General features: G+C 62.4%; 22 protein-coding genes and 2 riboswitches. Of the genes, 7 read left to right on the top strand and 15 right to left on the bottom strand.

The window, feature by feature from the left end:
- Positions 1–98: 98 nt before the first annotated feature.
- From nagA to metA, 5 genes are all read right to left on the bottom strand, one after another.
- Entirely contained in the window at positions 99–1250 is a 1152-nt protein-coding gene (gene nagA / locus J5286_RS21010) for an N-acetylglucosamine-6-phosphate deacetylase (RefSeq protein ID WP_209191966.1), read from the bottom strand.
- Positions 1250–2281 (bottom strand): SIS domain-containing protein, encoded by a 1032-nt coding sequence (locus tag J5286_RS21005; RefSeq protein WP_209191965.1) that lies wholly within the window; start codon positions 2279–2281, stop codon positions 1250–1252. Before J5286_RS21005 ends, nagA begins: the two co-directional genes overlap by 1 nt.
- Complete coding sequence (locus tag J5286_RS21000) at positions 2278–3051, bottom strand: GntR family transcriptional regulator (RefSeq protein WP_112942684.1); 774 nt, start codon at positions 3049–3051, stop codon at positions 2278–2280. The genes J5286_RS21005 and J5286_RS21000 overlap by 4 nt, the downstream gene beginning before the upstream one ends.
- A gap of 113 nt (positions 3052–3164) precedes the next feature.
- A complete protein-coding gene (locus tag J5286_RS20995) occupies positions 3165–4187 on the bottom strand; it encodes an aldose epimerase family protein (protein ID WP_209191964.1) in 1023 nt (340 codons plus the stop codon).
- 137 nt (positions 4188–4324) lie between these two features.
- Complete coding sequence (gene metA / locus J5286_RS20990; protein WP_209191963.1) at positions 4325–5248, bottom strand: homoserine O-acetyltransferase MetA; 924 nt, start codon at positions 5246–5248, stop codon at positions 4325–4327.
- 34 nt (positions 5249–5282) lie between these two features.
- A riboswitch (SAM riboswitch) is annotated at positions 5283–5360 on the bottom strand.
- Between the two features lie 151 nt (positions 5361–5511).
- Between metA and J5286_RS20985 the strand changes: the two genes are divergently transcribed.
- Positions 5512–7341, top strand: a complete 1830-nt coding sequence (locus tag J5286_RS20985) for an ABC transporter ATP-binding protein/permease (protein ID WP_209191962.1) — start codon at positions 5512–5514, stop codon at positions 7339–7341.
- Between the two features lie 15 nt (positions 7342–7356).
- Here J5286_RS20985 and J5286_RS20980 read toward each other — a convergent pair whose 3' ends face one another.
- Positions 7357–7995 (bottom strand): DUF5666 domain-containing protein, encoded by a 639-nt coding sequence (locus tag J5286_RS20980; protein ID WP_209191961.1) that lies wholly within the window; start codon positions 7993–7995, stop codon positions 7357–7359.
- 132 nt (positions 7996–8127) lie between these two features.
- Here J5286_RS20980 and J5286_RS20975 point away from each other — a divergent pair, with 132 nt between their 5' ends.
- Complete coding sequence (locus J5286_RS20975; protein ID WP_209191960.1) at positions 8128–8523, top strand: ester cyclase; 396 nt, start codon at positions 8128–8130, stop codon at positions 8521–8523.
- Positions 8524–8530: 7 nt separating this feature from the next.
- On the opposite strand, the gene J5286_RS20970 is transcribed toward J5286_RS20975, so the two are convergent.
- From J5286_RS20970 to J5286_RS20955, 4 genes are all read right to left on the bottom strand, one after another.
- Positions 8531–10354, bottom strand: a complete 1824-nt coding sequence (locus J5286_RS20970) for an ABC-F family ATP-binding cassette domain-containing protein (protein WP_209191959.1) — start codon at positions 10352–10354, stop codon at positions 8531–8533.
- Between the two features lie 3 nt (positions 10355–10357).
- Positions 10358–11014, bottom strand: a complete 657-nt coding sequence (locus tag J5286_RS20965) for a thiamine diphosphokinase (RefSeq protein ID WP_245206354.1) — start codon at positions 11012–11014, stop codon at positions 10358–10360.
- Positions 11015–11202: 188 nt separating this feature from the next.
- Entirely contained in the window at positions 11203–11883 is a 681-nt protein-coding gene (locus J5286_RS20960; RefSeq protein ID WP_209191958.1) for an OmpW/AlkL family protein, read from the bottom strand.
- 82 nt (positions 11884–11965) lie between these two features.
- Positions 11966–12502, bottom strand: a complete 537-nt coding sequence (locus tag J5286_RS20955) for a MarR family winged helix-turn-helix transcriptional regulator (protein WP_209191957.1) — start codon at positions 12500–12502, stop codon at positions 11966–11968.
- 116 nt (positions 12503–12618) lie between these two features.
- Here J5286_RS20955 and J5286_RS20950 point away from each other — a divergent pair, with 116 nt between their 5' ends.
- From J5286_RS20950 to J5286_RS20930, 5 genes are all read left to right on the top strand, one after another.
- A complete protein-coding gene (locus J5286_RS20950) occupies positions 12619–14154 on the top strand; it encodes an MDR family MFS transporter (RefSeq protein WP_209191956.1) in 1536 nt (511 codons plus the stop codon).
- 73 nt (positions 14155–14227) lie between these two features.
- Positions 14228–14343, top strand: a riboswitch (TPP riboswitch).
- An 80-nt stretch (positions 14344–14423) separates the two neighbouring features.
- Positions 14424–15404, top strand: a complete 981-nt coding sequence (gene thiB, locus J5286_RS20945; RefSeq protein ID WP_245206413.1) for a thiamine ABC transporter substrate binding subunit — start codon at positions 14424–14426, stop codon at positions 15402–15404.
- Positions 15404–17053, top strand: coding sequence for a thiamine/thiamine pyrophosphate ABC transporter permease ThiP (gene thiP / locus J5286_RS20940; protein WP_209191954.1), 1650 nt, complete (start codon positions 15404–15406; stop codon positions 17051–17053). Before thiB ends, thiP begins: the two co-directional genes overlap by 1 nt.
- Positions 17046–17762, top strand: coding sequence for a thiamine ABC transporter ATP-binding protein (locus J5286_RS20935; protein WP_209191953.1), 717 nt, complete (start codon positions 17046–17048; stop codon positions 17760–17762). Before thiP ends, J5286_RS20935 begins: the two co-directional genes overlap by 8 nt.
- Before the next feature lie 241 nt (positions 17763–18003).
- Positions 18004–19548 (top strand): M48 family metalloprotease, encoded by a 1545-nt coding sequence (locus J5286_RS20930; RefSeq protein WP_026283613.1) that lies wholly within the window; start codon positions 18004–18006, stop codon positions 19546–19548.
- Positions 19549–19611: 63 nt separating this feature from the next.
- Here J5286_RS20930 and J5286_RS20925 read toward each other — a convergent pair whose 3' ends face one another.
- From J5286_RS20925 to J5286_RS20905, 5 genes are all read right to left on the bottom strand, one after another.
- Entirely contained in the window at positions 19612–20472 is an 861-nt protein-coding gene (locus J5286_RS20925; RefSeq protein ID WP_018901866.1) for an RNA polymerase factor sigma-32, read from the bottom strand.
- Between the two features lie 380 nt (positions 20473–20852).
- A complete protein-coding gene (locus J5286_RS20920) occupies positions 20853–21428 on the bottom strand; it encodes a CarD family transcriptional regulator (RefSeq protein WP_018901867.1) in 576 nt (191 codons plus the stop codon).
- Between the two features lie 395 nt (positions 21429–21823).
- Positions 21824–22162: a ferredoxin FdxA gene (gene fdxA / locus J5286_RS20915; protein WP_026283614.1), complete on the bottom strand. Its 339-nt coding sequence runs from the start codon at positions 22160–22162 to the stop codon at positions 21824–21826.
- Between the two features lie 194 nt (positions 22163–22356).
- Entirely contained in the window at positions 22357–22761 is a 405-nt protein-coding gene (locus J5286_RS20910; protein ID WP_018901869.1) for an Hsp15 family ribosome-associated heat shock protein, read from the bottom strand.
- Between the two features lie 3 nt (positions 22762–22764).
- The gene (locus J5286_RS20905; RefSeq protein WP_209191952.1) at positions 22765–25899 is read right to left on the bottom strand and encodes a helicase-related protein; all 3135 of its coding nucleotides are present in this window, start codon (positions 25897–25899) and stop codon (positions 22765–22767) included.
- Positions 25900–26183 lie beyond the last annotated feature (284 nt).

The raw sequence follows: 26183 nt of genomic DNA, 5'->3' as shown, positions 1-26183 counted from the left end.
CGTTTCGTGAGGGGAATATGAGCCTGCCGGCCGTTACCGGATAGACCAGGCTTTGGCGACCGATTGTCAACGCGAAATTGACAATCGGCATTTCGCGGTCACGCAGGCTCGCCGCTGATCCAGGTCTGGTTGACCTTGATGCCGTCGGTCATATGCACTAGATCGGCGCGCAGGCCGGGCGCGAGGCGGCCACGGTCATCGAGCTTCAGGAAGCGGGCGGGGTAAAGCGTTGCCATGCGCAGCGCTTCTGATAGCGACAGATCGAGATAGGTGAGGCCGTAGCGGATCGCCGAGGCCATATCGACGTCGGAGCCGGCGAGCGTGCCGTCTGACAGCACCAGTCTCGAGCAGAAGGCGCCGGTCTCGCGGCGCACCGTGCGGCCGTTCAGCGTAAAGCTGTTCTCTGTGGAACCCACCAGCGACATGGCGTCGGTGACGAAGAACAGCTTGCCCTCGCCGCGCTTGGCTCTCAGCGCCGTGCGCAGCGCCTTGGGATCGACATGGTGGCCATCGGCGATGATGCCGCACCAGACGGCCGGATGATCGATTGCCGCGCCCACAAGCCCCGGTGTGCGATGGCCAAGCTGGCTCATGGCGTTGAAGAGATGCGTCACCCCACGGGCGCCGGCGTCGAAGCGCGCTTCGGCGGCCTCGCTCGTGCAGTCGGAGTGGCCGATGCTGACGGTGACGCCTGCCTCGCTCAGTTCTCGTACCTGTCGTGCCGTGACCTGCTCGGCCGCGATCGTCACCAGCAGCGTGCCGATCGCCTCGGCGGCGGCGGAGAGCGCCTTGACGTCGCGATCCTCGACCGGACGCATCAGTTCGGCCAGATGCGCGCCCTTGCGGGCAGGCGCGAGATGAGGCCCCTCAAGATGAAGGCCAGCCACGCCGCGGTTCGTCTTGACCGCTTCTTTCGCGGCGTCGATGGCGGCGACCGTGGCTTCACCGGTGTCGGTGATCAGCGTCGGCAGCAGCGACGTTGTGCCATAGGGCCTGTGCCCCTCGGCGATGCGGTACATGGAGGCTGGCGACGGTTCGTCGTTGAGCATCCGGCCGGCGCCGCCATTCACCTGGGCGTCGATGAAACCGGGCGCGAGGATACCGCCGTCGAGCGTGATCGTCTCGCTGTCTGGCAGGTCGTTCAGGTTGGCGATCGTCTCGATACGTCCATCGGCAACGACAAGCGCCCCGTCGTCGTGAAAGCGCTCGCCGTCGAAGATGCGGGCGCCGGTGAAGATCTTGCGCGACATCAGACGGTCTCCGTCACCTTCAAGAGGTTCGCCGGCTTGTCGGGGTCGAAGCCCTTGCGGCGGGTGACCGCCTCGATCATGCGGTAGTACACCAGCAGCGAGACCAGCGGGTCCAGGAGGCCGTTGCCGGTCGTGGGGACGCGCAGGTTGATGCCGGGGAGTTCCTGGGTCGAGAAGGGCACGGTGGTGGCGCCGAGCTTGCTCAGACGCTCCAGCGCCTTGACGTTGTTTGCGTAAGCCGCGTCATCGGGCGTGAAGGCAAGGATCGGGAAACCCGTCTGCACAAGGCGCATCGGGCCGTGCATGAGTTCGGCAAGCGAGAAGGCTTCAGCATGCAGGCCGGAGGTCTCCTTGGCCTTCAGCGCTGCCTCGAGCGCGATGGCGAAGGCCGGGCCACGGCCGCCGGTGTAGAGCGAGGTGGCGTTGAAAAGCACGTCTTCGGCGGCAGCCGTATCGATGCCCGATGTGGCGCTCAGCGCTTCGGGAAGCTTTTCAAGTGCGGCCTGCAGGTCGCCACTGGCGCCGATTGCCGCCGTGACGCCCGAGAGGGCCGCGACCGAGGCGATGAAGGACTTGGTCGCCGCGACGCTCTTTTCGGCGCCGGCGTTGAGGTCGAGCACGAGATCGGCCTGCTTGGCGAGCGGGCTGTCGGTGACGTTGACGACGGCAATGGTCGTCGCGCCGCCGCGCTTGGCCGCTTCCTGAAGCGCAACGATATCGGGGCTCGCGCCCGACTGCGATACGGTGAAGTGGATGCCGCCCTTGAGGCGCAGCGGCGTGCCATAGACCGATGCGATGGACGGGCCGACCGAGGCCACCGGAATTCCGCAGGTGATCTCGAAGAGATATTTGAAGAAGGTGGCGGCATGGTCGGACGAGCCGCGCGCGGCGGTGGTGACGACGCTTGGCGCATTCCTGGAAAAGAGCTTGGCGATCTCGTCGAAAACAGGCTTTTCCTTGCGCAGCAGCGTGGCGACCACCTCGGGGGACTGGCCGGCTTCCTGCAACATCAGCGACTGGGTTTCACTCATAGCTCGTCTCCAATTCTCAATTCTGCAACAAAATCATATGCATCGCCACGATAGTGGGAGCGGGTGTATTCAACGACGCGCTGGTCTTCCAGGCGCGATACGCGTTCGATCAGAAGGGCAGGTGCGCCGGCCGCAACGTCGAGCGCTGCCGCCGAGGTCGCGTCGAGCGTGACGGCGGAGAGCTTCTGAAGCGCGCGCACCGGACGGTGGCCGCTTGCCGTCAGCGCGTCGTAGAGCGAGCCTTCGCCGCCGGCGGTGTCATCGAGAAACTTCACGGGGACCACGGAGCGATCGATCGCCAGCGGCAGCCCGTCGGCAAGGCGCAGGCGATCGAGGCGCAACACGCGCTCGTCGACGCCGAGGCCCAGCAGGAAGGCCTCCTCCGGCGAGGGCTTGTTGATGGTGCGCGACAGGATACGCGCCGCCGGCACACGGCCGCGCGAGCGCATGTCTTCGGAGAAGGACGAAAGCCGCCAGAGCGACTGCTCCATGCGCTCGACCTTGGCCGAAACGAAGGTGCCGCTGCCATGGCGTGATTCCAGCGTGCCTGAGTTCAGGAGATCGCGATAGGCGGTGCGCACCGTGACGCGGCCGATCTTCAGGGCTTCGGCCAGATCGCGCTCGCTCGGAAGTGCTGCCCCCGGCTTCAGCAGCCCCTCATTGATCAGGCCGGTCAGTGTCTGCGCGAGACGACGATAGAGAGGCCCGCTGCGCGCTGTGTCGCGCAGTCCACGTGCCTCGATCTCCGCTATCAGACTGGTTCTATCCATGAGATTAAAATAGAACCTCTTTGGAACCAATTGCAAGAGCTAACTTGCATGAAAAAACCCTCGCAGAGCTCTGCGAGGGTTTGATGACATCGGGCATGGTCGGCTTGTTGCCGTCAGCTCTTGGAGAAAATGTAGTCCGTTTCCTGGCGCAGCACTTCGCCGGGGCGCAGAACCGCGTTGGGGAAGCCCTCGTGGTTGATGGCGTCAGGCCAGATCTGTGTTTCCAGGCAGAAGCCCGCGAAGGGGCCGTATTTGCGGCCGCCGATACCAGGCACCGGTACATCGAGCTTGAAGGCGGCGTAGAACTGGACGCCGGGCTCGGTCGTGCGCACTTCCATCGACACGCCTGAATAGAGGCTGCGCGCGAGCACCACGGAACGCTTGGCGACACGTTCGGACGAGAGGCAGAAATTGTGGTCGTAGAGCGCCTGGGTGTCGCCCTCGAAGCGCTTCAGCGAGGCCATTTCGCGGAAGTCGAAGACCGTGCCCTCGACAGGCCGGATCTCGCCGGTCGGAATCTGGCGCTCGTCGGTCGGAAGGTAGCTGTCGGCCGCAATCATGATGTCGTGGCCAAGCGTGTCGTCGCGACCGTCGAGATTGAAATAGGCGTGCTGGCAGACATTGGCGATGGTCGGCTGGTCGCTGGTCGTCTCGTAGACGACCGAGAGTTCGCCATCGCCATGCACGCGGTAGGTGACGAGGATGGTGCAATTGCCGGGATAGCCGCCGCGGCCATCGGCATCGACGATCTTCAGGACGACGCGGTCGCTGTCGTGCTCGACGATCGTCCAGTTGCGCAGCGCGATGTTCTCGAAGCCGCCATGCAGGTGGCTGACGCCGTTTTCGTTGAGGTCGAGCTGATAATTCTTGCCATCGATCGTGAACTTGCCGCCGCCGATGCGGTTGGCGTTGCGGCCGGGCGTCGCGCCGAAATAGGCGGAATGGGCGGGATAGCTGTCGAAATCATCGAAGCCGAGGGTGAGCGGCGCGTCATGGCCTTCGAGCCTGAGGTCCTGGATGACCGCGCCCCAGGTGATCACCTTGGCGGTCAGGCCGCCGCCCGAGATTTCGACGCGATGGACGGTCTCGCCCGTCTTCGTCGTTCCAAAAACGTCCCGCTTCAATCCATCCGCCATCCTGTTTCCTCCCCGGTTCGCGTCCGCAATTTCGGGCCAGAACCTGCTCTCAATTGAATGAAATCGCAACCGCCGCGATATGAAAAACAAACGCCGCCGGTCAGGTCCGGCGGCGTATCAAGCAAAGCGAAAAGGTCTCAGCCGTCCTCGCCAATATCTTCCAGATTGTAAGGTGTCGTCTGGTAGATTTCGTTGATCCAGTTGCCGAACAGCAGATGCGCGTGGCTGCGCCAGCGGTTCTGCGGCGGGATCGACGGGTCGTTGTGCGGGAAATAATTGTGCGGCATCTTGATCGGAACGCCGGCATTCACGTCGCGGAAATACTCGTCGCCGAGCGATGTCGAATCATATTCGACGTGGTTGAAGATATAGAGCCGATTGCCCTTCTTCTCGTGAACGAGGCAGACGCCCATCTCGCTCGATTCCATCAGGATTTCCAGCGTCTCGGATTTTTCGATGTCGGCGCGGCGCACTTCCGTCCAGCGTGAGACCGGAACCTCGAAATTGTCGGAGAAGCCGTTGAGATAGACCGACGACGGCTTGAGGTTCTTGTGGCGATAGACGCCGAAGGCCTTTTCCGTCAGCGCGTGCTTGGGAATGTCGTGAAAATGGTAGATCGCGGCCATCGCGCCCCAGCAGACATTCATCGCGGAGTGCACGTTGGTGCGTGTCCAGTCGAAAATCTGCTGCATTTCATCCCAATAAGTAACGTCTTCGTATGGAAGCGTTTCGATCGGCGCGCCTGTGATGATGAAGCCGTCGAACTTCCGGTGTTTGATCTCCTCCCAGGTCTGGTAGAAGGAGAAGAGATGATCTTCCGAGGTGTTCTTCGCCTTGTGATTCCCGACGCGAACAAGCGACAGCTCGACCTGCAGCGGCGAGGCGCCGATGAGGCGCGCCATCTGGATCTCGGTCTTGATCTTGTTCGGCATGAGGTTCAGAAGCCCGATCTGCAGGGGGCGAATGTCCTGACGGATCGCGGCCGTCTCGGTCATCACGCGCACACCTTCCTGAACCAGGGTTTCAAAGGCGGGCAGGGTATCGGGGATCTTGATCGGCATAGCGGTCACTCGATGAAAAAACGAAAATATCGCTATCGGTCCGCACGCGGCCCTTTAGCAACTTCTTTAACGTGGCTGCAAGCCGGCCGGCCAAATCACCACGGAGCGCTCTAAATAGACCCAGTCAGGCCGCGAATCAATGACCGATACGCGGCGTCGCCTATTTGCCGAGGTAACTCGCGCATTACCTGATGCTAGAAACTGTTGCTGGACAGGCTGACTCACGGTGCTATTCAGGTGCTACATACGCGTAAGGAAGCATGATGGCAGAGGACGTCAAAAGCAGACCGAGCATCCAGGGGCAGGACCGGGTAGGGTATGATCTCAGCCTGATCTTCCGGCTCAAGGTGATGTTTTCGGCATTCTGGCATTCCAGGGTGCGGGCGCCGGTGCTCATTCTTTCGACGGCGTTGATCGGGATCATTCTGGCGACAGCCTATGCCACCGTCATCCTCAACCAGTGGAACGCGCCTTTCTACGACGCCATCTCGCGGCGCGACCTGCCGGGGTTCTTCCACCAGCTGAAGATCTTCGCGCTGATCGCCGGCATGCTGTTGCTTCTCAACGTGGTGCAGGCCTGGCTGAACCAGATGACGGCGCTTTACATGCGCGAGGGGCTGACGCGCGACCTCGTCGACCAGTGGCTGCAGCGCAAGCGGGCGCTCAGGCTCGCCTCCAGCGGGCTGATCGGCGTCAATCCGGACCAGCGCCTGCATGAGGATGCGCGTAATCTGGCGGAAAGCACGACCGGACTTGTCATCGGTCTGGTGCAATCGACGATCCTGCTGGTGAGCTTCATCGGCGTTCTCTGGGAGCTGTCGAGCGGCTTCGTCTTCCGTTTCGGCGAATACGCCTTTTCCATTCCTGGCTACATGGTGTGGGCGGCGATCTTTTACGCGGCTTCCGCCTCGGTGCTCAGCCAGCTCGTCGGGCGCAAGCTCGTCAAGCTCAATGCCGACCGTTTCTCCAAGGAGGCCGAGCTGCGCTTTGCACTGATGCATGCCAACGAGAACATTCCGGCGATCACGGCTGCGCGCGGCGAGGAGAACGAGCGGGGTCGGATCAACACCGATATCAGCGCCGTTCTCGCCGTCATCAAGAAGCTGGCGATGGCCAACGTCAACCTGACATGGGTGTCGGCAGGCTATGGCTGGCTCGTCGTCGTCATTCCGATCATCGTGGCGGCGCCCGCCTATTTCTCCGGTGGCCTCACCTTTGGTCAGCTGATGATGTCGGTCGGCGCGTTCAACCAGGTCAACACCGCGCTGCGCTGGTACGTGTCGAACTTCGGCCCGATCGCCGAATGGCGCGCAACCTTGATGCGCGTCACCGATTTCCGCCAGGCTTTGACGACCATGGGCGACGACGTCGACCTCAAGGAAACGATCGCCTACGAGCGCAGCGCGCCGGGAACGCTGACGCTCGAGGATGTGACGATCGCCACGAAGATGGACGAGGAGATCGACCAGTGTGGCGGCTTCCGGCTGCATGAAGGCAGCGTCACCATCAAGGCCGGCGAGAAGGTGATGATCAACGGCGACCACAACGTCAATCGCAAGCTGCTCTTCCTGGCGATGTCGGAACTGTGGCCCTGCGGCAGCGGCAAGATCGGCCTGCCACCCACCGACGACATGCTGTTCGTGCCGCAATCGGCCTATATTCCCGGCGGTACCTTGCGCGAAGCGCTAGCGTTTCCCGCAGCCGCCGACACCTACAAGAACGACGATGTGGTGGCGGCGCTCGAAAAGGCGGGGCTGCACAATCTCGTTGCCCGTCTCGATACGCGCGCACGCTGGGACAAGCTGCTCGATGCCGATGAACAGCGGGCTATCGGTTTCGCGCGCCTCTTGCTGGTCCGGCCGCAATGGATGGTCTTCGACGAAGTGCTCGAGGGCATGGAGCCCGAATGGCAGTCGACGATGATGAAGGTGCTCGAGGCGATGCCGGATGCGACGATGATCTATATTGGCCGCTCCGATGCCTATATCGAGGCCTTCCGCCCGCGCGTGCTGCATCTCGAAGCGCTGGCCGCTAGGCCCGACGAAAACAAGGTAGCGGACAAGGCGCCGAACACCCCGGCGCCGGCGCTCTGATCGCTTCGATCGGGATCACATCGGCGGAACGATGCCGTTGGTGCCGACCGTGACCTGTGCCGCGGAGACCGTTCCGTCCGCTGTCTTCTCGCCCATGACGATGACATGTGCGCCTGGCGTCAGGTCCGATTTCTGTGCGGCGGTGAAGGTCACGATCGGCGTATCGTCCGATATCGAGATGGTCTTTTCCTTGCCCTGATAGGTCAGTGTCACGGTGTGGCCATCGACGGATTTGACCGCCTTGGCGACGGTTGCGTTGGTCATGCTGCTGTTGGGCTTCAGGTCCCAGGGGCGGCTACCTTCGCCGGTGCCTTTCATGGCTGCCGGAAAAATCAGGACCTCAAGCGCGCCATCGCCGCCGTCCTGTTTGGGCAGCGAGGCGATGCCGACGAAATCGCCGGGCTTGATGTCTTCGACCGACGCCTTCTTGATGCCGCCAACCTTCCATTCGGGCTTCAGTGCAATGGTCTGGTCGGCGCCCTCGCGGGTCTTGACGACGAGCGTGTCGCTGGAAAGGCTCGCGATATCGCCACGAACGCGCACACGCTGCGCATCTGCTGCCGATGTGATCTGCGACGCGCTCAGAAGAATGCCGATGGCAAGCGCCGCGACATGGCTGGTAATCAGATAGCGAGACATGGGTTTTCTCCTCATGGCTCCGGGGGCGGGAGCCTTCGGGAGATTAGGCACGAGGTCTCAGCGCTGGCCAATCAATGAAATGTGAGGGTTTCCGGCTCGGAGACGGGAACTATCTGGCAAGGATTGCCAATGGGTGGGAGAGCTTGGATGCTGGAGAAGAGCCTTGCGGATTTGTATCGCGGTTATATCGACTGTCTGAATTTCCAAGATTGGGAAAACCTTGGGACATATGTCGAGCAGGATGTGCGCTATAACGGCCAGATGGTTGGCCTCTATGGCTATCGGCAGGCGCGTGAGGCCGAGTTTCGCGCGATACCCGACCTCCATTTCGACGTCCAGATTCTGATCGCCGATGACACCACGGTGGCCAGCCGGCTGAATTTCAACATCAGCCCGCAAGGCATGTTTCTCGGGTTGCCGGTCAACGGCAGGCGAATCTCGTTTTCCGAGAACGTGTTCTACGAGTTTGCCGAGGGCAAGATCGCCAACGTGTGGTCGATCGTCGACAAGGCGGCGATCGAGGCTCAGCTTTCGGCGGCGTAGAGGGCGATCAGCCCTCCAGCTCTTCCCGGAGCATTTCGAGTTCCAGCCACTCTTCTTCCATCTTCACCAGGCTGTCGCGGAATTTCTCCATCTCGGCGGCCAGGCGGTTGAAGGTCGTGGGGTCCTTGGAGAAGAGGTTGGGGTCGGCCATCTTTTCCTCGCGCTTGGCGATCTCGGCTTCGGCCTTGGCCATCTCCTTGGGGAGGTTTTCGAGCGCGAATTTCTGCTTGAAGGAGAGCTTTCCCTTGCCCTTCGGCGCTTCGGCGGTAGGGGCCGCATCCTGCGCTTTCGCCTTCTCGGCTTTCTCCGCCTTCTTGCGCTCGTCGGCTGCACCCTTGCGCTGCGCCAGCATGTCGGAATAGCCGCCGGCATATTCGATCCAGCGGCCATCGGGCGCATCGGGAACAGCAGGTGCGATGGTCGAGGTCACGGTGCGGTCGAGGAAGTCACGGTCGTGGCTGACGAGGATAACGGTACCAGGGAAGCCGGCGACGACCTCCTGCAGGAGGTCCAGCGTCTCGATGTCGAGATCGTTGGTCGGTTCGTCGAGGATCAGCAAGTTGGACGGCCGCGCCAGCATGCGGGCGAGCATCAGGCGGGCGCGTTCGCCGCCCGAGAGGTTCTTGATCGGCGTGCGGGCCTGCTCCGGCTGGAACAGGAATTCCTTCATGTAGCCGGTCACATGGCGCTGCTCGCCGTTGACAAGCAGGTTCTCGCCGCGCCCGTCGGTCAGATAATGCGCTAGCGTGTCCTCGGGGTTCAGATCCTCACGCTTCTGGTCGAGCGTGGCGATCTCCAGATTGGTGCCGAGCTTGATGATGCCGGTGTCGGGCGGCAGCTGGCCGGTCAGCATCTTCAGGAGCGTCGTCTTGCCGGCGCCGTTCGGGCCGACGAGGCCGATGCAATCGCCGCGATGAACGCGGATCGAAAACGGCGTGACGATCGGGCGCTCGCCATAGGTCTTGGTGATCTTGTCGGCTTCGATGACGAGCTTGCCGGATTCCTGCGCGTCGGAAACGGTCGCCTGCACGGTGCCCTGCGGACCCTTGTGGCCGCGATAGCTGGCGCGCATCGTCTGCAGCTCGCCGAGGCGGCGCATGTTGCGCTTGCGGCGCGCGGTGACGCCATAGCGCAGCCAGTGCTCCTCGCGCTCGATTGCCTTGCCGAGCTTGTGCTGTTCCATCTCCTCGGCTTCCAGCACCTGGTCGCGCCAGGCCTCGAAATGGGCGAAGCCGCGGTCGAGGCGGCGCGAGGTGCCGCGGTCGAGCCAGACGGTGGCGGTCGAGACTTTTTCGAGGAAGCGCCTGTCGTGCGAAATGAGAACCAGCGCGCTGCGGGTCTTCTGCAGCTCGCCTTCCAGCCATTCGATGGTGGGAAGATCGAGATGGTTGGTCGGCTCGTCCAAGAGCAGGATATCGGGCTCGGGCGCCAGAACGCGCGCAAGCGCCGCGCGGCGCGCTTCGCCTCCCGAGAGGTTCTTCGGGTCTTCCTCGCCGGTGAGGCCGAGATGCGAGAGCAGATAGGTGACGCGGTAGGGATCGTCGCCCGGCCCGAGGCCAGCTTCCGCATAAGCTTGCACAGTGCTGTAGCCGGCGAAATCGGGCGCCTGTTCGAGATAGCGCACCGTCGATGATGGATGGCGGAACACTTCGCCGGACTGCGCCTCCACCATGCCGGCGGCGATCTTCAGGAGCGTCGACTTGCCGGAGCCGTTGCGGCCGACAAGACAGATCTTGTCGCCGGGCTCCACCTGCAGGGCAGCACCCGCCAGAAGCGGCGCGCCGCCGAAGCTCAGGAAGATATCGTCGAGTTTAAGGATAGGGGGCGCCAAAAATCAGACTCCGGAAAGATCGTAAGGGCGGGCGAGCACGATGGCACGGCCGCTTTCAAGCGAGAAGCGCACGGGGCCTTCCGCGACATTGGAAATGGTGCGCGACGAGCCGAAGGGCAAATGGAAATCGCTGAGCGGATAGCGGGCGTTCTCGATGAAGAGGCCGTTGAGCTCGCTGAAGGCGGGCACGGAAAACAGGCTGTTCTTCGGCAGGTCGAGCGTAATGCTGCCCGCGATCAGCGGCACGGCTTCTTCCGTGCCCGAGGTGAGCAGTACATCGAGGCCGGTCTCGGCGAGGCTGACGGCGTAGAGCAAGTGCTGCAGCGCGTGGTCTGAACGGTCGCCTGAAAGGGCGCCGACGAGGATCAGCCGCTTTGCACCGCGGGCGATCGCCTCCGACACGGCGATCTCGCCATCGGTGGCGGCCTTGGCGGCGGGGTAGGGTTTTCTCGGAATGTCCGAGAATGCGGCCGTCAGATCATCCGGCGTGGAATCGAAATCGCCGACCCAGAGTTCCGGCCTGACATCGAGCGCCAGCGCGTGCCGCATGCCACCATCGGCCGCGATGAAACGGCTGCCCGAGACGGCGGCGCGAAGGCGCTCCGTCATGTGCAGCTCGCCGCCGAGCAGGATGGTGAAGGTGGATTGGCTCATGGGCATTGCCCATAGCGCAAAGCGGAGGAAAAGGGAAAGGGCGCGGACATGGTTTGTCCGCGCCCTCCGGCGTTTCTGCGATAAAGCCTGGCTAAAGCGCGTCGCGATCCTTCGGATTCGCTTGCCACGCTTTAAGCCTTTGTCTGTCGCATGTCGGTGCCGCAAAACCGCTGCACACTTTTGCGCGACATGCTTTAGAACCGGTAGGTCACACCGGCGCCGATCAGCCAGGGATCGAGTTTGGCCTTGCCGGTCATATCGGCGCCGCCGACGTTCACGTTGAAATCGGGACGCAGGAAGATCTTCTTGACGTCGACATTGAGGCCCCAGTGCTCGTCGAACATATAGTCGAAGCCGGCCTGGAGCGCGACGCCGAAGGTGTTGTCGATATCGAGGCTCTGGGCGCTCTTGCCCTTCTCGTTGTAGAAGATCGTGTAGTTCAGGCCGGCGCCGACGTAGGGATGGAAGTTGCCGAAGTCGTTGAAGTGATACTGCAGCGTGACGGTCGGCGGCAGCAGCCAGGTCTTGCCGATCTTGCCGAGCCCGTCGATCGAGCCTTCGCCGGTGACGTTGGCGAATGTCGTACCGAGAATGAGTTCGGCGGCAATGTTGTCGGTGAAGAAGTAGGTGACGTCGAATTCAGGAATGACGGTGTCCGAATAGGAGAGATCCGATCCCGCGACGCCGCCAACGTAGCCGGAATCCTGGGTAATGACGCCGAGCGCGCGCAGGCGGATCATCCAGGGGCTCTGGCTCTGTGTCGCTTCCTGTGCCGCGGTCGGCTGGGTCAGGTCGGCGGACATAGCCGGAAATGCGGCGCTGGCGAGAGCGGCGGCTGCAAAAATGGCTTTGAGTTTGAAATGGCGGGGGTTCACTGATTCTCTCCTGAATTTTACGTCCAGCAGAGCTTTAGGAAATGACGCCAATCAATAGATTGATTCAGATCAATTCGTGCGCTTATTTTGACAGGCTTGGCGCAGGTGGCAGGTTCTTGTCCTTGACGGCGAACACGCGTTCGAATCCGCCCATGAACTTGTCGAACAGTCCGGCGAAGGTTTCCGCTTCTTCCGCGGACCAGTCGGCGATCACGTCCTTGATGATGGCGAGCTTCTGGGCCTTCAGTTCCTGCAGGAGCCGCTGACCGAAAGGCGTGACCTCCACGAGGATGCGCCTTGCATCCTGCTGCGAGGCGGCGCGTTGCAGGACGTTTCTGCCCACCATATCGGCGACGATGCGGCTGGCGCGCGAGGGGTCGATGCGCATGGCCTCGGCTATGGTGCCGACAGTAACCTCGCCCTGCTCGGAGGCTCGCATGACGGCATCGAGCACGTCGAGATGCGAGAGCTCGATATCAGGCGCCACCTTGGCGATGGCGAGGCGGGCGATGAGGCGCCGCCCCGTGATCATCCGCATACGGGTCATGCTCTGCCCAATATGCACGATGTCCTCGATCGCGGCGTCCGGCTCGCGGGTCTCTTCTGCGGTATCGTTCATGCGCGGGACGATAGCAGGAACTGTCGCGCAAGAAAACATGCTGCTGTCATTTATGTGACATTGACATTTATATGCTGATAGCACATAAATGCGACGAAACCCTGAAAGATCATCCGATGAACATGCAAGTCGCCGCGCAGCCTCTGGTCACGGATCCCCGTCGCCGGCTCATTCTCTTTCTTTTCCTGACGGCCGCCCTTTTCATGGCCACGCTCGACAACCAGATCGTGGCCACTGCCTTGCCCACTATCGTCGGCGAGTTCGGCCAGATCGAGCGCTTCGGCTGGATCGGCTCGGCCTATCTCCTTGCCGTCAGCGCTGTCATGCCGCTCTACGGCAAGCTCGGCGACCTCTTCGGGCGCAAATACGTGATGATGGCGGCGATCATCATCTTCACCGTGGGCTCGACGCTGTGCGGTCTGGCCGTGTCGATGGATACGCTGATCGCGGCGCGCGTGCTGCAGGGGCTCGGCGGCGGCGGCATCATGGTGTCGATCTTCGCCGTCAATGCCGATCTGTTCGAGCCGCGCGAGCGGGCGAAATACCAGAGCTATTCCAGCCTTGTGCTGATGGCATCCGGCGCCATCGGCCCTGTCCTCGGTGGCGCGATGAGCGATCTGTTCGGCTGGCGCTCGATCTTTCTCGTCAACGTGCCGATCGGCGCGATCGTGATCGCCGGGCTGGCCTTCATGCTGCCCTACCGCAAACCGAACCGCCGTCCGAAGATCGATTATGCCGGCGCGCTGCTCTTGGCGATGACCACCAGCTGCATCGTGCTTGCCGCCGATGGCAGCCAGCTTTTCGGCTCGCTCGTCGCGCCGGGCAATCTTGCGATCATCGCGCTCGGAATCGTCTGTGCCATCGGCTGGGTGCTGGTGGAGCGTCGTGCCGCCGAGCCGATCGTTCCGCTGTCGCTGTTTCGTAACCCGACATTCGGCCTGCTGCTTGTCATGTCGGTCATGAGCGGCGCGATCGGGATCGGCATGGTCAACTACTTCGCGCTGTTTCTGCAGACGACCACAGGCCTGTCGCCTTCGGCCGCCGGTGCGCTCTTCATTCTTCTCACTGGCGGCATCGTATGCGGCTCGCTGTCGGCCGGGCGGTTCATTTCGGCGACGGGACGCTACAAGCCGTTCGCCGTCGCCAGCCTCTCCTTCGGCACGGTGGCCTTCGCGCTGCTGTCGCAGGTGCATGCCGGAACACCCGTGATGATCATCGGCGCGATCATGGCGGTGCACGGCATCGGTATCGGTCTGGCGCAGCAGGTGCCGATCATCGGCGTGCAGAATGCGGCGCCCGCCCGCGATGTCGGGGCGGCGACCGGATCGGTAACGTTGTCGCGCATGGGCGGTGCCTCGATCGCCATCTCCATCTATGGTGCGATCATCGGCTCGCAGCTCGGTCGGACGGGAGCGTCTATCCCCGGCGTCGAGAATGTCGAGCAGCTGACGCCGAAGATGATGGCGGCCTTGCCTGAAGCCGCGCGCCAGGCGGTGGCGGATGCCTATGCCAGCGCCTTCGTGCCGTTGTTCCTGACCTCCTGCCTCATCGCCTTCCTCGGCCTGCTCGCGGCCCTCATGCTGAAGCCGGTGCAACTGCCGCGCACGGGTGGCGCTACGCCCGCGAAAGCGGCTGCCGAGGCCGCCGAATAGCCAACGAACTTGGCCAACGAACCCGGGCCGACGTCCACTCTTGCCAGACGCCGGCTACGGATATACATCTTGCGACGCTCTAACGGGGTGCCTCGTATCTTCCAGATGCTTGGCTGAGAGGCTTGCGAAAGCCAACCCGCGGAACCTGATCCGGCTAACACCGGCGGAGGGATTAGACGCGTGACACCAGGCACCGCCCTTTTCCCCTTCATTGAACCTAGAGGAGAGGTGTCATGACCCATTTCAAGACCTATGCGCTCGGCGCTGCCATGCTGCTGGCTGGCTTTTCGGCAACGGCAGCACACGCCGCCGACAAGACGCTCACCATCTACACCTATGAAAGCTTCACTTCCGAATGGGGCCCGGGTCCCAAGGTGAAGGCAGCATTCGAGAAGACATGTGGCTGCACGGTCAACTTCGTCAGCGTTGCGGATGGCGTGGCGCTGCTGTCGCGTCTCAAGCTCGAAGGTGCCGGCACCAAGGCCGATGTCGTGCTCGGCCTCGACACCAACCTCATCACCGAAGCCAAGGCCAGCGGCCTGTTCGATGCGAGCGGCGTCGATACCGGCGCGCTGCAGGTCCCCGGCGGCTTCAAGGATGATGTCTTCGTGCCTTATGACTACGGCCATTTCGCCGTGATCTACGACACGCAGACGATCAAGACGCCGCCGGCGAGCCTGAAGGAGCTGGTCGACGGAGATCCCGCGCAGAAGATCGTCATCGAGGACCCCCGCACCTCGACACCGGGCCTCGGCCTGCTTCTCTGGGTGAAGTCGGTCTATGGCGACAAGGCGCCGGAAGCCTGGGCGAAGCTCAAGAAGCGCGTGCTGACGGTGACGCCAGGCTGGTCGGAGGCCTATGGCCTGTTCACCAAGGGCGAGGCGCCGATGGTGCTCTCCTATACGACATCGCCCGCCTATCACATGGTTTCGGAAAACACGGATCGCTACCAGGCAGCCGCTTTCTCCGAGGGACATTACATCCAGATCGAGGTCGCGGGGCTGTTGAAGAACGCGCCGGACAAGGCGCTGGCGCAGGACTTCCTGAAGTTCATGGTCACCCCTGGCTTCCAGGACACAATCCCGACCAACAATTGGATGATGCCGGTGTCCAAGACCTCGGAGCCGTTGCCGGATGCTTTCGGCAAGCTCGTCAACCCGTCGAAGACCTTCCTTATGAGCTCGGATGAGGTCGCCAATAACCGCAAGGCCTGGATCGACGAGTGGCTGGCCGCCATGAGCATGAATTGATGCTTCTTGCGCCGTCCGAAAGACGATATGCGCTGGCCGGCGGGGCGCTCAGCCTCGCCGGCATTCTCGTTTTCGTGACGGTCGCGACGCTGTCGCTGCTGATCTCCACCGATGGCATGCCTGTCGGACCGATTCTTTCCGATCCATACATCCTGCGCGTTTTGCGCTTCACGCTTCTGCAGGCGGCGCTTTCGACGCTGCTGTCTGTCGTGCTGGCCATCCCGGTCGCTCGGGCGCTGGCGCGGCAGCCGCGATTTATCGGTCGCATCTGGATCATTCGGCTCATGGCGGTGCCGATGGGGCTGCCGGTGTTGATCGGCGCGCTCGGCCTGATCGGCATCTGGGGGCGGCAGGGTGTCGTCAACACGATGCTCTCATGGGCGGGTATCGACCAACCCGTCAGCATCTACGGGCTGTCGGGCATTCTGCTTGCGCACGTGTTCTTCAACCTGCCGCTCGCCTGCCGGCTGATGCTGGCGGCGCTGGAGCGGGTGCCGGGCGAATACTGGCTGGTGGCGAGCGGCCTCGGCATGCGGCCGGTTTCCGTCTTCCGCTTCATCGAGTGGCCAGTGCTGCGCTCGGTGATCCCGGGCGTGGCCGGGCTGATCTTCATGCTTTGCGCCACCAGTTTCACGCTGGTGCTGATGCTCGGCGGCGGCCCGGCGGCGACCACGATCGAGGTGGCGATCTACCAGTCGCTGCGCTTCGATTTCGACCCCGGCCGCGCGGTGGGCCTGTCTCTTTTGCAGATTGCGCTGACGGCCGTGGTCCTAGGGATCCTGTCGCTGCTGCCGGCATCTGGCGATGCGGGGCTGACGGCGGGTCGCACGATCCGGCGGCCCGATGGCACGCTCTTCGGTGCATGGATCGCCGATCGCGCGCTTCTCACGCTGGCGGTACTCTTTCTCGGCCTGCCGCTGCTCTTCATCGTCATCGCCGGCCTGCGCGCCGATCTGGTGAAGCTGGGCGGCGAAGCGATCTTCTGGCGGGCGCTTGCAACCAGCGGCATGATGGCGCTCTCGTCGGCCTTGCTGTCGTTCGCCCTGTCGATGCCGCTCGTGCGTGCACGCCATACGCTGTCGCTTGAGAAGAGAGCACGGCGCGGCACGCGGTCCTTCTCTGCCGCGATGGCTGCCGCCTCGTCGCTCGTGCTGCTCTTCCCACCCATCGTTCTCGCCACGGGATGGTTCCTGGCGGCGCGCGGTGTCGGCGACGTCAATGTCGTGGCGCCGGTGCTTGTCGTCGTCATCAATGCGCTGATGGCGATGCCCTTCGTCGTCAGGGTGCTGGAGCCTGCCTACGCAATCCACCAGCGCCGCACGCAGCGGCTGAGTGCCAGCCTCGGCATCTCCGGCCTCGCCAAGCTGCGGCTGATTTCGTGGCCGGATCTGCGCAAGCCGGTGCTGACGGCGCTGTCGTTTGCCATGGCGCTGTCGCTGGGTGATCTCGGCGTCGTCGCGCTGTTCGGTTCGGATAGTTTCGTGACGCTGCCATGGCTGGTTTATTCCAGTCTCGGGAGCTACCGCACCAATGATGCGGATGGGCTGGCGCTGATCCTTGGCGTGATCTGCCTGCTGTTGACGATTTCGGGCACGATGGGCTCTGGCGTGACGGATGAACCGAAGCGGGAGGCGCTATCGCATGACTGATGCCATCGAGATGCGCGGCGTGACGCTGCGGCTGGGCCAGAATACATTCCTGTTCGATTGCGGGCTGCCTGAGGGCGCGGTCATCGGCGTCACAGGTGCGTCGGGCGCGGGGAAATCCACTTTCCTCAATCTGCTGGCCGGTTTCGATACGGCGGATGCGGGGCAGATCCTGTTTGATGGAAAGGATGTTGGCCATCAGCATCCGGCAGAGCGGCCCGTGTCTCTGGTGTTTCAGGACAACAACCTCTTTGCCCATCTCGATGTCTTCACCAATATCGGGCTCGGCATCCATGCAGCGCTGAAGCTGGGCGATGCCGATCGGCGCGCCATCACCTCGGCGCTTGAGAAGGTCGGGCTGTCAGGCTTCGAAAAGCGGATGCCGGCGACGCTTTCCGGTGGTGAGCGGCAGAGGGTGGCGTTTGCCCGGGCGCTGGTGCGTCAGCGACCCATCCTTTTGCTCGACGAGCCCTTCGCCGCGCTCGATCCGAGCCTGCGGCGCGACATGGCGGGGTTGCTTCTGGCCATGCACCGCGACAGCGGCAACACGGTTGTGATCGTGTCGCACGATGCCGACGAGATCAGGCGGATTGCCGACTATGCGATTTTCATCGATCAGGGCAGGGTCGCGGTGGCGGCGCCGATCGCGCGGTTTTCGACCGGCGAGAACAATTCCGCGCTGCGGCAATTTCTCCGGATCGACGAATCTTAACAAGACAACGGCACTTTCGCCATAATTTGCGGCGACCCAGAGAACTCCTTAACCACGTTAGGCTTGCTAAAGTATAAAGCCGCCATATTTAGGCAGAGTCTCGCTATGCAACCGATGCGGAAATCAGCTAAAGCAAAGACTTGGGCCCTCGATTGTGCACTGCGGAAACGGGGGCGTACGCCTGTTGAACCTTGATGAAGACGACCGGGGCGCCATGACGGCGAGCCGGCCGAGAAGCGCGATGACTCGGAGAGCCAGACTGGACCGCATGACGACGTGGAAACTGCCCGCGCCTTCCAGTGATGTGTTCTTCGCAGCGTGCCGCTGGGCGCGACGGGCGTCGATCCTGTCCGCCTCAACCGTGGCGCTCTACGGCTGTCAGTCGGCGCTCGAACAATCCTATCAGCCCAGCGTCGGCCCTTCGTCCAATCCGCAGATCGTCGATGAAGTGCAGAAGAACGATCCGCGTGCGGCCATGGGCGCGCGCGAGCACCCGCGCATCGTCGCCAGCTATGGCGGCGAATACAAGGACGCCAAGACAGAGCGTCTGGTGGCGCGCATTGCCGGCGCGCTGACGGCGGTGTCGGAAAATCCGAGCCAGTCCTACCGCATCACCATCCTGAATTCGCCCGCGATCAACGCATTTGCGCTGCCCGGCGGCTATCTCTATGTCACGCGCGGTCTTTTGGCGCTTGCCAACGATGCGTCGGAAGTGGCGGCCGTGCTCTCGCACGAAATGGGCCACGTCACCGCCAACCACGGCATCGAACGGCAGAAGCGTGAAGAGGCAGAAGTGATCGCCAGCCGCGTCGTTGCCGAAGTGCTTTCGAGCGATATCGCCGGCAAGCAGGCGCTGGCGCGCGGCAAGCTGCGCCTCGCCGCCTTCTCGCGCCAGCAGGAATTGCAGGCCGACGTCATCGGCGTGCGCATGCTCGGCGAAGCCGGCTACGATCCCTATGCGGCCAGCCGCTTCCTCGATTCCATGGCCGGCTACAGCCGTTTCATGTCGGTCGATCCCGATGCCGACCAGAGCCTGGACTTCCTGTCGAGCCATCCGAACTCGGCGCAGCGCATCGAGCTTGCGCGCGACCACGCCCGTGCCTTCGGCCAGGAGGGCAAGGTCGGCGATACCGGGCGCGGATATTATCTCGACGGCATCGATGGCCTGCTCTATGGCGATAGCCCGGAAGAGGGCTATGTTCGCGGCCAGACCTTCCTGCATGGCGGTCTCGGTATCCGCTTCGACGTGCCGCCGGACTTCAAGATCGACAACAAGGTCGAGGCGGTCATGGCGACCGGTCCCGGCGATATTGCGATCCGCTTCGACGGCGTGGCCGACAACCAGAACCAGTCGCTGACCAATTATATCTCCAGCGGTTGGGTCACCGGGCTCGATCCGTCGACCATCCAGCAGATCACCGTCAACGGCATGGAAGCGGCTACCGCGCGCGCCAGTGCCGATCGCTGGGATTTCGACGTGACTGTCGTGCGCAACAATTCGCAGATCTTCCGCTTCCTCACGGCCGTGCCGAAGGGAAGCACCGCGCTGCAATCGACGGCCGACGTGCTGCGCTCCAGCTTCCGACGCATGACGCCGGCCGAGGCCGCGTCGCTGAAGCCGCTTCGGGTCCGCGTTCTGACGGTACAGCCGGGTGACAACATCACCACGCTCGCGGCGCGGATGATGGGGACGGATCGCAAGCTTGATCTGTTCAAGCTGATCAACGCCCTGCCGACCGGTGCCTCGGTGGCACCCGGCGACCGCGTCAAAATCATATCGGAATAAAAAGAGGCCCGGCTTGCGCCGGGCCAGTTGCATCACTGGGGAGTAATCTCGGAGTAATCGGGGTTAGTGCGCGGCCATGTACGGATCGGCGCTGACGAGGGCTGTCCGGAGCTTTTCCATGGCGCGGCTTTCGATCTGGCGGACGCGCTCCTTGGAGATGCCGAGGTCGGCGCCGAGCTCTTCCAGCGTCGCACCGTCTTCGGCAAGGCGGCGGGCGCTGATGATCTTCATCTCGCGTTCGTTGAGATGCGTGAGCGCGGAAGCAAGCCACACCCGGCGGCGTTCGCCGTCGATCATGTTGGTGACCTGTTCATCGGGAAGTGGTTCGTTGCTGACGAGGAAGTCCATCTTCTCGGCGCTGTCGGCATCGCCGGACACCGATGGTGCCTGGAGCGAGGCGTCGTTGCCGGAAAGGCGTGCATCCATGGTCTGGACGTCGGAGAGGCTGACGCCGAGCGCCGCGGCGATCTCCTGATGGATCGATTGCAGCGTCAGCTGCGTATCGCCCTTGGCGAGCTTGGCGCGCAGTCGGCGCAGATTGAAGAACAGTGCCTTCTGGGCCGAGCTGGTGCCGCCGCGCACGATCGACCAGTTGCGGAGAATGTAATCCTGGATCGAGGCGCGGATCCACCAGCTTGCATAGGTGGAGAAGCGGACATCGCGCTCCGGCTCGAAGCGGGCGGCTGCTTCCAGAAGGCCGACATAGCCTTCCTGGACAAGGTCGCTCATGGGAAGTCCGAAGTTGCGGAATTTCGCGGCCATGGAAATGACGAGGCGCATATGCGCCATTGCGATCTGGTTGCGTGCCCCGCGGTCGTCGTTGTGCTTCCAACGGACAGCGAGGTCATGTTCTTCCTCGCGGGCAAGATAGGGAGCCGCCATGGCGATCTTGATCATGCGCCGGTCTGCAGACATGTTCTTCATATCGGTCTCCTGAGTTCAGACTTTTAGCCCTGAAAAAGGGCAAACAAGGCTTGCTTCCGGACATTGCGGACCGGATCAAATTCATGGCTGGAAGATATGAAGGCCTCTAACTCTGGACGTCTCAGAGAGAGGCCCTAGTTACTGCTATGTGCTGGTTATGCCGCGAGCCCAGACCGTTTTCTTCACGTTGCCAAATTGGCAATTTGTGGAAGGCATGATCCGCTCCTCGTCGCATCCTGACATGAAAACCGGACCTCCAGCGAAATTGCTTTCTCCCGGAAGTCCGTGGTGACAGTGTGTAAACGCGCGACCGTGGAAAAGGTTCCAATAAAAAAACCCGGCACGATGGCCGGGTTTTTTGGTGAGAAGAAAGCCTGAGATCAGGCTGCTTCTTCCTCTTCTGCTTCGTCTTCTTCCACTGCCTTGCCGCGCTTCGGACCCTTGTTCAGGTTCGTCTCGACGAGGCGGACGGCTTCGGTTTCCGAGAGCTTGTTGACGGCGGCGATTTCGCGCGCCATGCGGTCAAGCGCTGCTTCGTAAAGCTGGCGTTCGGAATAGGACTGTTCCGGCTGGTTTTCGGCACGATAAAGGTCACGAACGACTTCAGCGATCGAGATCAGGTCGCCGGAGTTGATCTTGGCATCGTATTCCTGCGCGCGACGGGACCACATGGTGCGCTTGACGCGCGCCTTGCCCTGCACGACCTTCAAAGCACGCTCGACGAAATCCGTCTCGGAAAGCTTGCGCATGCCAATGCTCATAGCCTTTGCGACCGGCACTTTCAGGCGCATCTTGTCCTTCTCGAAATCGATAACGAAAAGTTCGAGCTTCATCCCGGCAACTTCTTGCTCTTCGATGGCGCTGATGGTACCGACGCCATGAGCGGGGTACACGATCGATTCACCGGTCTTGAAACCATGGCGGGCTGCTGAAGGCTTTTTCTGCTGGATCGTCATTCTTGTCAAAAACTCCCTGTTACGCTTCCGGCCAAGGCCGGAGCCGGGTCAGTCAGGCCCGGATGAGACGGTCGGATCCGTCGGGTGACTTTACTTCTGGTCCCACCGGGAAGAAGCAAGCATATTCAGACACGCAATCTTAGGGCGTGACAGCTCAAGATCATGATATGTCACGGAAATCGCGCTTGGATTTGTTTGCTTTCGTGGTGGTTTGGGGCATCCTTGATGCCGCAAAAGGAACAGTGTGTGAAAGTTACCACAAAAATATGAGGAAATCAATAATTTACTGCGTATGAGTCATGCGGGCAACACATGTCGCCCCCATAAGTCATGCATATCCGCCGTGAGATTGGGCAGATTCCGGCCCTGTCTCAGACTATAGTATCAATGGGCGATCAATCGCCGGCGCCGGGCTTTTCCGAGAAGTATTTCTCGAACTTTCCGGTCTCGCCATCCACGTCCTTGGCGCCATCCATCGCGTCCTTCTTGACGGTGATGTTAGGCCAGATGCTGGCGAACTCGGCATTGATCTTCAGCCACTTGTCGAGGCCCGGTTCGGTATCCGGCTTGATTGCCTCGGCGGGACATTCCGGCTCGCAGACGCCACAGTCGATGCATTCGTCAGGATTGATCGCGAGGAAATTCTCGCCTTCATAGAAGCAATCAACGGGGCAGACTTCAACGCAATCGGTATATTTGCAGCGAATGCAATTGTCGGTCACGACATAGGTCATGAAGAACTCCAGGATTTTCACGCAGACGGGGCCGGGCAACCTGGAACGTCGCGCCTTTCCCCTGGCCGGAGACGGACATGACCAGTCTTGGGAACTGCCACGCCATCCGGCAAGTTGCTTGTGAAGTATCGGCTTTAGTGCCGGATTTCAAGGATAAAGAAAGCTCGAAAGCGCCGAGTTTGGAGACGGATTTTCTAATCGTCGTCGGACATCAGGCGGTCGATTGCGCGGCGCTCTTTCTTGGTCGGGCGTCCAGCGCCCGTATCGCGGGTCGCCTGCTCGTAGGGCGTCAGCTGTTTGCGGTCTTGCGCGGAGGGGGAGATGTCGTCGTAGAGGAGGCGGGCCTCCTCGAAAGGGCCGCGCCGCGCGCCACCGGATTTGACGATCAGAACGAACTCGCGGCGGTCGAGCGAGAGCTCGATCCTGTCGCCGGTCTTGATCTGGTGGCTTGGCTGGGAAACGCGCTCGCCGTTGATGCGCACATGCCCGGATTGAACATGGGCCTGCGCCAGCGAGCGCGATTTGATCATGCGCGTGAAGAACAGCCACTTGTCGATGCGCTGGCGCGAACCGCTTGATGGCTGTGTCTTCTCGCTCATCGATTACTTCTTCATCTGCTCCTTCAAGGCAGCGAGCTTTGCGAAGGGCGAATCCGGATCGACCGGCTTTTCCTTGCGCGGGGGCTTTGCCTCGAAGCGCAACGGCTGGGAGCCGCCACGGTTGTTGTTGCGGTCGTCGCGACCCTTGCCGCCGCGGTCCTGACGGTCGCCGCGCTGGTCGTTGCGGCCCTGGTGCGGCTTGCCGCCGTCCTTGCCGCGGTTCTGGCGGTTGCCGTCGCGATTCTCGCCTTCGCCGCCCTGGCGACGATGGCCGTGGCCACGATCCTGGCGGTCACCCTGGCGCTCACCTCGCTCCTGACGCTCACCCTGGCGTTCGCCGCCACGGCGCTCGCCATGGCCGCGTGCCTGGCGCTGGTTGCCGTCGGTGCGGCCACCAAGACGCCAGAGCAGAACCGGCTTCGGCTCTTCGGCTTCTGTTACAGCGGCTTCGGTTGCGGGCGCAGCTTCGGCAGAGGCTTCGGTCGCGGCTGCTTCAGCGACTGGTGCTTCAGCGGCCGGCACTTCGGCAACAGGCGCTTCGGCGGTTTCGGCAGCCGGCGCTTCCGCAGCCGTCTCGTCAGCAGAGGCGCTGTCGGCGTCGTCGTGCTCGGCGGTTTCAGCGGCGGCGTCAGCGGTTGCTTCCGTCGTTGCTGCTGTGGCCGGCGTCGCGGCGGCGTCCTGTGCTGCCAGATAGGTGGCTGCTTCCTCGGCCTTCACGGCGTCGGCGCGGTAGCCGAGACCCTTCAGGATCTCTTCCATATCCTCGAGCGTGGCGCCGAGGATGGAGAGCATCGCGGTTGTCGTGGTGAAGCGGCGGCCGTCATAGGCACCCTCTGGGCGGTTCGGCTGACCCGGCTTCCACTGCAGCAGCGGACGGATGATGTCTGCCAGGCGCTCGAGGATATCGACGCGAACGGCGCGCTTTCCAAGGAAGCGGAAGCCCGCCAGCTTGTAGAAATTGCGCTCATAGCTCGGATCGGTGACGACCGAGGTGCGGCCAGCGGCCAGAACCGGAATGAGGTCGCCGTAGCCCGGCTTGTCGAGGCCGTCGTTCTTCAGCGCCCAGAGCAGCGTGATGAGCTCGGCCGGAGCCGGCTTCAGGAGCGCTGGAACGAAGATGTGGTAGGCGCCGAAGCGAACGCCGTAGCGACGCATCGAGGCGCGCGCGTCCTGATCCAGCGACTTGACCTCTTCGGTCACGTCACGACGGAAGAGCACGCCGAGATTTTCCACCAGCTGGAACGCCAGACCCTTGGCGAGGCCCTGCAGGTCTTCAGCGCGCGACAGATCGTCGAGCGGCTTCAGCACGGTCGAAATGTGGTGATTGACGAAGCGCTCCAGGCGGGCGGCGACGTGGTCGCGCGCATTGCCGGTCAGCTGTTCGTCGGCAAGCAGGATCAGGCGCGGACGCATGATGTGCTCGGTGCCGGCCAGACGTGCCACAGGATCGCCGAGCCAACGGATCGAGCCGTCGGAGCCGATCGCCAGATCGCCGTTGCCGGACGCGTGAATACGCGCTGCGCGGGCTTCGAATTCCAAAGCAAGCGCCTTTTGCGAAGCAGCCTGGACAGCCTTCGCGTCCGGACCATCCGCTCCCGATACAGGCGTGAACCGGAAACCCGACAACTGCCCTACATGATGTCCTTCTACGAAGACATCGCCATTTACACTGATTTCAGCTTCCAGCATCGCATTCTCTCTCAGGCGCTTCATGAGCACAGATGTCCTGCGATCAACAAAGCGTTTCGTCAACCTTTCATGTAACGCATCGGACAATCGATCTTCGATTTCCCGCGTCTTTTCCTGCCAGTGTGTCGGATCGGCAAGCCAGCTGGGCCGATTCGATACATAGGTCCACGTCCTTATCTGCGCGATTCGCGCCGAAAGCGTGTCAATTTCACCGTCAGTTCGATCCGCGCGGTGCACTTGTTCGGCAAGGAAATTCTCATTCACCGTGCCATAGCGCACGAGATCGGAAAAGAGGGTCGCGATCAGATCGGCGTGCTGGGCCGGCGTAATGCGCCGATAATCCGGCAGCGCGCAGGCCTCCCACAGCTTTTCGACCCTTGCAGGGGTATCGGCCAGATCGCGAATCTCGGGATAGCGCGACAGCTGCTCGAGCGCCTGCTGGTCGACAGCCGGCAGCGCGCGCGTCAGGCCGGGCACGCGCGGCCCGGTTTCAAGGCTGGCGCGCAGCGTCTGTATCGACTTGAAATCGAGGTCCGTGGTGCGCCACTGCAGCACCTTGACGTTGTCGAAGTGGTGGCCCTCGATGCGGCCGACCAGCTCCTCGTCGAACGGATCGACATGACCGGTCACGCCGAATGTGCCGTCGCGCAGATGGCGTCCGGCGCGGCCGGCGATCTGGGCGAGCTCGGCGGGATTGAGGTTGCGGAACTGGTAGCCGTCGAACTTGCGGTCCTGCGCGAAGGCGACATGGTCGACATCGAGGTTGAGTCCCATGCCGATCGCGTCCGTCGCCACCAGATACTCGACGTCGCCTGCTTGATACAGCGCCACCTGGGCGTTGCGGGTGCGCGGGCTCAATGCGCCGAGAACGACGGCTGCGCCACCGCGCTGGCGGCGGATGAGCTCGGCGATCGCATAGACCTCATCGGCCGAAAAGGCGACGATGGCCGAGCGCTGCGGCAGGCGGGTGATTTTCTTCTGGCCGGCGTAGAGCAGGTGCGACAGGCGCGGGCGCTCGACGACGGTGATGCCGGGAAGCAGATGCTGGAGGATCGGCCGCATGGTGCCGGCGCCAAGCAACAGCGTCTCGTCGCGGCCGCGCAGATGCAGGATACGGTCGGTGAAGATGTGGCCGCGCTCGAGATCGCCTGATAGCTGCACCTCGTCGATGGCAACGAAGGCGGCCTTGGTCTCGCGCGGCATGGCTTCGACGGTGCAGACCGAGTAGCGCGCATTCGGCGGCGAGATCTTCTCCTCGCCGGTCACCAAAGCGACGTTGTGGACACCAACCTTTTCGCAGACACGCGTATAGACCTCGCGCGCGAGCAGGCGCAGCGGCAGGCCGATGATGCCGGTGCCGTGGGCAACCATCCGCTCGATGGCATAATGAGTCTTGCCTGTATTGGTTGGACCGAGCACCGCGGTCACGCCGCGCCCACTCAGTATCATCGGCTGCGATGTCAGTGTCTTTGTCCTGCAGACGGGGCGGGGGTGCCCCGGGGGTAAAACCAAGCTCCTGATCCGAAGCAGACAAACAAATGGACAGCCGCCGGCGCAAACGCAAGGGCTGATTTCAATTTCACCGGCGGATTTTAGCTCTCGCGAATAGCTTGTGGAATGCTCGCATAGCGATTCGGAACAGCAGTAGAACGAATCGGAGACGAATCGCTGACTCCCGATGATTCAGGGTTTGTTCACTGCTGAGTATTGATTTTGAATCACTTTTTCCCACC

This window comes from Rhizobium sp. 16-488-2b, assembly GCF_017741815.1.
Taxonomy (GTDB): domain Bacteria; phylum Pseudomonadota; class Alphaproteobacteria; order Rhizobiales; family Rhizobiaceae; genus Rhizobium.
The sequence above is the reverse complement of the archived record's forward strand: the minus strand, read 5'-3'. Positions and strand labels throughout refer to the sequence as shown.